The 8327-nt window shown below is 63.6% G+C and carries 10 protein-coding genes; 1 reads left to right on the forward strand and 9 read right to left on the reverse strand.

Going from position 1 to position 8327, the window contains the following annotated elements:
• Positions 1 to 136: 136 nt before the first annotated feature.
• Positions 137 to 1102 (forward strand): fatty acid desaturase, encoded by a 966-nt coding sequence (locus tag AC1D1P_RS00645; RefSeq protein WP_477671791.1) that lies wholly within the window; start codon positions 137 to 139, stop codon positions 1100 to 1102.
• Between the two features lie 15 nt (positions 1103 to 1117).
• Here AC1D1P_RS00645 and AC1D1P_RS00650 read toward each other — a convergent pair whose 3' ends face one another.
• The 9 genes from AC1D1P_RS00650 to ccoP all read right to left on the reverse strand — a co-directional run bounded on the left by AC1D1P_RS00650 (position 1118) and on the right by ccoP (position 8252).
• On the reverse strand, positions 1118 to 1891 hold the full coding sequence (locus tag AC1D1P_RS00650; RefSeq protein ID WP_477671792.1) for a helix-turn-helix domain-containing protein: 774 nt from the start codon (positions 1889 to 1891) through the stop codon (positions 1118 to 1120).
• Positions 1882 to 2316, reverse strand: coding sequence for a response regulator (locus AC1D1P_RS00655; protein WP_477668797.1), 435 nt, complete (start codon positions 2314 to 2316; stop codon positions 1882 to 1884). Before AC1D1P_RS00655 ends, AC1D1P_RS00650 begins: the two co-directional genes overlap by 10 nt.
• A gap of 139 nt (positions 2317 to 2455) precedes the next feature.
• The gene (locus AC1D1P_RS00660; RefSeq protein ID WP_477671793.1) at positions 2456 to 3301 is read right to left on the reverse strand and encodes a universal stress protein; all 846 of its coding nucleotides are present in this window, start codon (positions 3299 to 3301) and stop codon (positions 2456 to 2458) included.
• A 108-nt stretch (positions 3302 to 3409) separates the two neighbouring features.
• The gene (locus tag AC1D1P_RS00665) at positions 3410 to 4054 is read right to left on the reverse strand and encodes a response regulator (RefSeq protein WP_477668799.1); all 645 of its coding nucleotides are present in this window, start codon (positions 4052 to 4054) and stop codon (positions 3410 to 3412) included.
• Positions 4051 to 5325 (reverse strand): PAS domain-containing sensor histidine kinase, encoded by a 1275-nt coding sequence (locus AC1D1P_RS00670; protein ID WP_477671794.1) that lies wholly within the window; start codon positions 5323 to 5325, stop codon positions 4051 to 4053. The genes AC1D1P_RS00665 and AC1D1P_RS00670 overlap by 4 nt, the downstream gene beginning before the upstream one ends.
• Before the next feature lie 27 nt (positions 5326 to 5352).
• Entirely contained in the window at positions 5353 to 5604 is a 252-nt protein-coding gene (locus AC1D1P_RS00675; RefSeq protein WP_457281521.1) for a hypothetical protein, read from the reverse strand.
• Between the two features lie 27 nt (positions 5605 to 5631).
• Positions 5632 to 5889 (reverse strand): nitrogen fixation protein FixH, encoded by a 258-nt coding sequence (locus tag AC1D1P_RS00680; protein WP_477671795.1) that lies wholly within the window; start codon positions 5887 to 5889, stop codon positions 5632 to 5634.
• 10 nt (positions 5890 to 5899) lie between these two features.
• Positions 5900 to 7327 (reverse strand): cytochrome c oxidase accessory protein CcoG, encoded by a 1428-nt coding sequence (gene ccoG, locus AC1D1P_RS00685; RefSeq protein ID WP_477668802.1) that lies wholly within the window; start codon positions 7325 to 7327, stop codon positions 5900 to 5902.
• A 7-nt stretch (positions 7328 to 7334) separates the two neighbouring features.
• Positions 7335 to 8252 (reverse strand): cytochrome-c oxidase, cbb3-type subunit III, encoded by a 918-nt coding sequence (gene ccoP / locus AC1D1P_RS00690; protein ID WP_477671796.1) that lies wholly within the window; start codon positions 8250 to 8252, stop codon positions 7335 to 7337.
• Between the last annotated feature and the right edge of the window lie 75 nt (positions 8253 to 8327).

Below are 8327 nucleotides of genomic sequence, written 5' to 3' on the forward strand. Positions count from 1 at the left end.
AACCCTTCATCTCRTGTCCCTGTCACAAGCAATCCAAGTAACCCAAGCTACTGTTCTTCCGCACCGAAAAGTCCTGCGTTCCTGGCTTCTTCCCGTCTCGACCAAAAACACCGGCCTTGCATTGGCGCTGGCCCTGATGGACCTTGCCCTGTTCGCTGCATGCATGRCCGGGGCGGTGCTCGCGGACCACCCCGCCCTCCAGGTGCTCATGGCCCTGCTGGCGGGGTTCATGATCGCCAGGCTGTTTATCCTCGGCCACGATGCGTGCCACCAGAGCTTCACCTCACACCGCAAACTCAACCGCTGGCTGGGCCGCCTGCTTTTTCTGCCCTCGCTCACACCCTACAGCCTGTGGGACGTCGGGCACAACATCGTGCATCACGGCTACACCAACCTCAGCGGCTTTGATTTCGTCTGGCAGCCCGCAACTCTTGAGGCCTATGAACGCCTGCCCGCCTGGAAGCGATGGCTGGAGCGCGTCTACCGCAGCGGCTGGGCGCCCTGGCTCTATTACCTCGTGGAAATCTGGTGGAAGCGGCTTTACTTCCCGTCCAAAGCCGTGATGCCCACACGGCGCGGCATTTTTGTCGCGGACAGCTTGCTGGTCACCGCCGCTGCCGCTGCCTGGGTCGCGGGCCTTGTGGTCACGGCATGGTCTACCGGCCAGTCGGCGCTCTGGCTTTTGGCTGTCGGCTTTTTCCTGCCGCTGCTGGTGTGGAACGGCCTTATAGGCTTTGTGGTCTACGTGCACCACACGCACACCCAGATCGCCTGGTACGACAACAAAAAGAGCTGGTCCGACGCAAACCCCTTTGTCTCCACCACCGTGCACCTGACCTTCAACTCGTTTTTCGGCGCGGCGCTGCACCACATCATGGAGCACACCGCCCACCACGTCGACATGGGCGTGCCGCTGTACCGCCTCAAGCAGGCCCAGGCCGTCCTGGAGGCCAGGCTACCCGGCCACATCGTTGTACAGCCCTTTTCATGGCACTGGTACTTCGACACGGCGCGCCGCTGCAAGCTTTACGACTTCGAGGGGCGGCAATGGACGGATTTTTCCGGCAATCCGACCTCGCAAGGGATGGCCGGGCCCGTTTAAGCCGTAAACAGGTTGTCAGTGGACGCGCGTGTCGAAGACCTGTTTGAGGGCCGCATGGTCAAKGATGCGGATGTGGCGCTTGTCGACTTCAAGGATGCCCTGTTGCTGGAAAGCGGAAAAGGTGCGGCTCACGGTCTCCAGTTTCATGCCCAGGTAGCTGCCGATTTCGGCACGCGACATGCGCAGGTGAAACTCGCTGGCCGAGTAGCCGCGTAACTTGAGCCGCTGCGACAGGTTAAGCAGGAAGGCGGCCAGCCGCTCTTCGGCGTTCATGCTGCCCAGCAGCATCATCAGGCTGTGTTCCTTGACGATCTCCCGGCTCATCAGCCGGCCGACGGCCTGCTGCATGTCGGCACTGGTCGCGGCCAGGCCGCTGATCTGGTCGTAGGGAATGGTGCAGACTTCAGTGTCTTCGAGCGCGGTGGAGTTGCTGGCATACGCGCCGTTGGCAATACCGTCCAGGCCCATCAGCTCACCGGCCATCTGGAAGCCGCTGACCTGCTCACGGCCGTCCGCGAGCGTGAGGCTGGATTTGAAGGTGCCGATGCGCACCGCATAAATGTTGCGGAAAGCCTGGCCCTCATGGTAGAGCGTCTGCCCCGCCTTGACCTTGATCCGGCTGAAGTGGAGATCGTCCAGTCCCCCCACATCGGCGGGCTTCATGCCGCAGGGCAGGCAAAGGTCGCGCAGATTGCAGTTCGAGCAGGGAGTCTTCAGCGGCAGGATGGCGGCGGAAGAAATGCCGCCGACGGATGAAGTGCCGCTGGTGGATGAACAGGCTACAGGCATGATGACTCCTTGGATTGGGAGGAAGAAACGGATTGATCCACACGCCGCGGCTGCGCAAGCATTGCCACGGTGTCCCCGAGTTGGTAAAACTCKGCGTGTTTATCGAGGAAGCAGGCAGCACCCGCAGCCAGGTAGCGCGCACGGTAGGCGGCCTCGGCATGGTTGCTGAGGATGATGAAAGGAATGTCTTGCGTGGTTTTGAGGATGGACTGCAGCACCTGCATGCCCGTGCCCTTCTCGAATTGCACGTCAAGCACCACCACATCGGGCTGCGTCGCCAGGATGCCCGAGACCGCAGACTCCGGCGTATCGGCCTGGCCCGCGACCACCACGCCCCGGGCGGTAAGCATTTCGGCAACGCTGCGGCGGCTCAGCGCGGAATCGTCGGCCAGAAAGACCCGGGTGGGTGAAGCGGTGTGTTGCATGCCTCTACTGTCGCGCAGGCGGCGCGGCAGGGACATCGTCTTTTGCTGAAAGGCCGGCTCGGATAAGGCTGGTTCGCCGGCACCGGCGCTCCGATCCAGACTCGGAAATTTCCGAGCCTGTACCGACCAGCGCGCCCGCTTAATGCGCCATCAAAACCGGCAGCGTCATGCTTTTGAGGACGGTCCGGGATGCGCCGCCCAATACCCATTCATAGGCGCGGGCGCGGCCATAGCAGCCCATCACCAGCAAGTCCGCCTGCAGATCGAACGCGCGCGACAGCAGCAGGTCGCCCAGGTTCCCGGGTTCCGCGCCTTCCACATTTTCCCGGTGCCAGCTGGCCTGGACACCTTGGATCTTCAGGTAAGAGACGATATTCGGACCTGCGCCCGTAGCCGCCACGGCATCAACGCCCCAGCTCAGGATATGCACCGAGTTTGCGTTGCGCAGGATGGGCAGGGCCGCGGTCACCGCGCGTGCGGCTCCGCGGGTGGGCTTCCAGGCGATCACCACATTGCCCGGCAAACCCGGTTTTGCCGACGTGTAGGGCAGCACCAGTGCCGGCCGCCCGCTCAGGGCGATCACGGCCTCCGGAAAATCCGCCGGCATCAGTGTGGACCAGCCCTCGCCCGGGCCGTGCTGGCCCAGCACCAGCAAGTCGGCATAAAGCGCCTGTTCGGCAAAGGCCGACACCAGCGGGAATTCATGAACTTCAGCCCAGGTGGCCGACAACCCCGCGGGCCTGAGCTGCTCGAACACCGAACGTGCCCGCGCCAGTTCGGTGTCCTGCACGTTCTCCCGCCTCACGGCCAGGCCGACGCCGATGCCGGAGGCGACGGGAAGCGCCTCCGAGGCCGAAGGCGATGCATACAGCGCCGTGATGCCGGCGCCATGCTGCGCGGCAAGCCGGCAGGCAAATTCAAGGCGTTGCGCGAATTGCGGCGAGGCATCGGCGTGGACCAGCAGCTGTTTCAGTTCATTGCCCATGGAACACCTCCCGGTGCAGAGTTTGGATACCCTGACTGTAGGCAGATGCACCCAAGGCCGTATTGACCCTCGTCAACACCATGCACTTTGCGCGGCCGCTTTCAGCGTTCAGCTGTCCAGCGGTTCGGCCAGCCCGTGCTTGATGGCGTAGCGGATCAGTTCGCTCTGGTTTTGCAGCCCCATTTTTTGCATGAGGTTGGTCTTGTGGGTGCTGACGGTCTTGACCGACAGGTTCAGCCGCGTGCCAATGTCCGTGAGAGAGACGCCGGCCACCAGCAGCTGCAGCACCTCGAACTCGCGGTTGGAAAGGCTCTCGTGCGGAACCGCCTGGCTACCGGGCATCGCGCCCAACGCAAGCTGTTCCGCCACCTCGGCGCTGATGAAGGCGCCGCCCGAAGCGACCTTGCGTATGGCCTGCTCCAGCTGGTCCGGTGCGCTCTCTTTGGTCAGGTAGCCGCTGGCGCCGTTCTTGATCGCGCGCACGGCGTACTGCAGCTCCTGGTGCATGCTCAGGACCAGGATGCGCAGCTGCGGTTTTTCGCCGCGAATCAGCTTGATGAGCTCCATGCCGCTGCGCCCCGGCATGGAGAGGTCCAGCACCAGCACGTCGAAGGCCAGCTCGCGCACGCGCTGCATGACTTCCGTTCCGTTGCCGGCCTCGCCGGCGACCTCCATGTCCTCGATGGAGGACACGATGCGCTTGAGCCCCTCCCGCACGATTGAATGGTCGTCGGCAATCACAATCCTGATCACGTAATGTCTCCTGTTTCGGGCACCGGGATGCTAACCCGTATGCGGGTGCCCTGGCCCGGCGCGGTGTCTATGTCCACCGTTCCCTGCAGCAAGCGGGCCCGCTCGTGCAGGCCCATCAGGCCCAGCGAACTGGGCTTGCGCGGCGCGTCCAGGGCGAATCCGGCACCGTCGTCGACCACTTCGAGAACCACGGCCGCGTCAGTCCTCGCGATGCGCACCTCGACTTGCGACGCACCCGCGTGCTTGGCCACGTTTACAAGCGACTCCTGCACGATGCGGAATACCGCCGTGGCATACGGTTCGGCCAGTTCAACGTCCTCGTCCAGCGACAGTTTGCATGCCACGGCATGGCGCTGGGTGAAGTTGTGGGTGAGCCATTGGATGGCCGGCACCAGGCCCAGGTCGTCCAGCAGCAGCGGCCGCAAATCCGACGCGATGCGGCGCGTGGCGGCCACCGTGGTGTCCAGCAAGCCAAGCATGTCGTCGAGTTTGGCCCGCACGGCACCCGCATCCGGGGACAAGGCTTCCCGAATCCAGGTGGCGTCCATTTTGATCGCTGTCAGTGACTGCGCGAGTTCGTCATGCAGCTCGCGCGCGATCCGTGTTTTCTCGCTCTCGCGGATGGCGTGGGCCGCCGAGGCGAAGGCGCTCAGTTCCTCGCTGGCGCGCACGCGCTCGGTCACGTCGCGCAGGATCACGGTGTAAAGCTTGCCGTGCGTGGTATCGAGCTGCGAGATCGAGGCTTCCAGGGGAAACTCTTCGCCGCTGGCCCTGAGCCCGTAAAGCACCGTGCCGTCTCCCATGCGCCGCGAGGTCGTGCCGGTCTGGCCGAAACGCCTTAGCTGCTCGCCGTGCGCGCCCTGGTGCCGCTGCGGGATCAGGCGCGTGAGCTGCTGGCCCAACATCTCTCGCGTGGGCCAGCCGAATATTTTCTCGGCGGCCTTGTTGTAGAGGATCACGTGCTGTTCTTTGTCCACAGTGATGATGGCGTCCATGGCCGAATCCAGCAGGCCGGCCAGCCTCGCGTCCGCGCCCTCCAGCGCTTGCTTGCCGATACGGTCTCGCGCCGCGTCGCGCCCGGCCAGCAGCCAGGCGATGCCGCAAGTGGCGGCGGCCAGCGCCGTAACCAGCGGCAGGCCCGGCAGCGACTGCGGGCTGGATGCCAGATGGACGGCGGCCAGCAGCGTAAGGGTTGCCATCACGGCCAGCGCGATGGCCATGGAACGCCGGCGCTTCGGCACTGCGTCACCTATGTGGGGGAACAAGGACATGGGCAGCTTCGGGAGTGGAACCCGATCTTACCGCCCGGCCCTTTCTGCGGAAGCCGGCACAGGCCCCATCAGCAGCACCGTCAAGGCGCTGGAGGCCGCGCAAGCAAGCCAGAATACAAAAAAGGCGGCGGTCTGCAGCGCCAGCCGGGACAGCCCCGCGGGTTGCCCGTAACGCAGCATTTCCTCAGGGTCGAACAGTCCGAAGAGCAGCAGTTCCAGCAGGCAGGCCGACAGAAAGGCCGGCCAGGCGATGCCCAGTATCTTGTTGGCTGAAATCATGGCGTCTCCTCTTTGTGTTGCAGGCGATCAGGGGCGAGCCGTTTTGTCGGGTGTGGCCGCGTGGTTGCGCCCCTCCAGGGCAGGCGCCAGCGCCCTGGGTTGATGCAGCGCATTGGTTCGCGAGGCCCGCGCCGGCTCCTGTCCGCCTATCACGGCATCCGGATACTTGACGGCCAGAAAGGCTGTCACCACGCCTGCCACGACCACGGCGGCGGGCCCGGAAATCACCAGCCAGACATGGCCGTGCTTCCACCAGGGGGAGGCTTGGGTGGGAATGGTATTCATGAAAGGCCTTTCATCGCGGAACCAGGAACACGGACTTTTCTTCGACGTGGGCGCGCCCGCTCTCATCGCCGACACGGAACACGATGGCGTGCGAGCCGGCCGGCGCCGAGCCGTAGGGAATCTGCAGCCGCACCGCGACCCAGCGGGATTCGGTGGGTCCCACGCTGACCTCGGCCTCGGAGGCGACCGTCAGGCCCTCCAGTCCGGCAGCCGCAATCGTGTAGCGCTGCGGCTGCTCGGTGGCGTTCATGATCTGCAGGCGGTACACGTTTTCCAGCCGCCCACCGGCAACGATGCGCGACAGCGCCGCGCGGTCGCGCACCACGTCAACCTTCAGCGGCATGCGCGCCACCAGGCTCCACAGCAGCGCCAGGCACAGCACGCCCAGAAGCGTGGTGTAGACCAGCACGCGCGGCCGCAGCACCCGGCGCAGCATGCGCGAAGCGCTCCATTTCCCGGCCAGCGCGTTCTGGGTCGTGAAGCGGATCAGGCCTCGTGCATAACCCATCTTGTCCATCACGCCGTCACACACGTCCACGCAGGCGGCGCAGCCTATGCACTCATACTGCAGGCCCTCGCGAATGTCTATGCCCGTTGGACAGACCTGCACGCACAGGGTGCAATCGACACATGCGCCCAGAGACAATGCCGAGGCGTCGGCGTGGCGCGACCTGGCGCCGCGCGGTTCACCCCGCGCGGGGTCGTAACTCACGATCAGCGTGTCCTTGTCGAACATCGCGCTCTGAAAACGCGCATAGGGGCACATGTATTTGCACACCTGCTCGCGCAGGAAACCGGCATTGCCGTAAGTGGCGAAACCGTAAAACAAGACCCAGAAGATYTCCCAGCCACCCATTTTGGTCTGCAGGAACTGCAGGATCAGCTCGCGGGCCGGCACGAAATAAGCGACAAAGGTAAAGCCGGTCCACATCGCCACACCTATCCAGAGGATGTGCTTGAACCACTTCTTGACCAGTTTTTCCAGGGAGAAAGGGGCGCCGTCCAGCCGCAACCTGGCCGTGCGGTCGCCCTCCACCTTGCGCTCTATCCAGAGGAAGATTTCGGTATAGACCGTCTGCGGGCAGGCAAAGCCGCACCACAGGCGGCCCGCCACTGCCGTGAACAGGAACAGCGACAAAGCGCTGGCGACCAGCAGGCCGGTCAGGTAGATGAAGTCCTGCGGGTACAGCACATAACCGAATAGATAAAAGCGCCGCGCCTCCAGGTCGAACAGCACCGCCTGGCGCTGCCCCCACTGTAGCCACGGCAAGCCATAGAAAAACAGCTGGGTCAAGATGACGAATGCCCAGCGCCAGCGCGCGAAAAGCCCGCTCACGGAGCGCGGGTAGATTTTCTTTTGCGCCTCGTACAGCGACTCCCCTGCCGGCTCCGCCGCCGGCACGATGGGAATGATTTTTCGCAGTGGCAGCTGGGTCACTGTCGCCTCAAAGTTTTGCCGCAGCGGCTTTGTTGGAGAGTCCCCAGATGTAAGCTGTCAACACATGGATCTGCGCTTCCGTGAGCTTGCCGGCCTGCGCAGGCATCTCGTTGGTTTTGCCTTTGTTAACAATGTCAACGATGGCCTGCTCTCCCCAGCCGTGCAGCCAGATGTCGTCGGCAAGGTTGGGCGCGCCTATCGCGGTATTGCCCTTGCCGTCCATGCCGTGGCAGGCCGCGCAGGCGGTGAATTTGGATTTGYCGAGCTGCGCGCGCAGTGAATCGTGGGGACCACCGGAAAGGCTCAGCACATAATTCGCCACGTTCTTGACATCATCAGGCGTTCCTACAGCGGCCGCCATGGGCGGCATCTGACCCTTGCGACCCAAGGTCAAGGTTTCCCTGATTTTTTCGGTTGAGCCGCCGTGCAGCCAATCGTTGTCAGCGAGGTTGGGAAAACCCTTGCTGCCGCGTGCGTCCGAGCCGTGGCACTGGGCGCAGTTGTTCATGAAGAGGCGCTCGCCCACCGCCATGGCATTGGCATCACCCGCGAGTTCGTCCGCGCCTTTGGCAGTGAAGCCGGCATACAGCGGCGCAAGTTCCTTGTTTGCGTTTTCCATCGCGGTGTTGTATTCGCCACGCGTGCTCCAGCCCATTTCGCCCGGGTAAGCACCAAGGCCCGGGTAGGCGACCAGGTAGAGCAAGGAATAGATCACGCTGATCACGAACAGCCACATCCACCAGCGCGGCATCGGGTTGTTGGACTCGCGCAAGTCTTCATCCCAGACGTGACCCGTCGTGTTGTCGCTGCGCTCGGGCATCTTTTTGCGGGCCGTGGCCCACAGCAGGACCAAGGCGCCGAGGATGCCGACCAGGGTCAGCGCGGCCACATACCAGGACCAGAAGTTGTCAGTGAAATCGCTCATACGTCACACCTGATGAGTTGTGCGGTAAAGAAAAAACCGGTGAAGAGGGTTTGCATGGCGCGGTTCCCCTAGTCC

The sequence above is a fragment of the Polaromonas sp. P1_E1_2 genome (genome assembly GCF_056406035.1).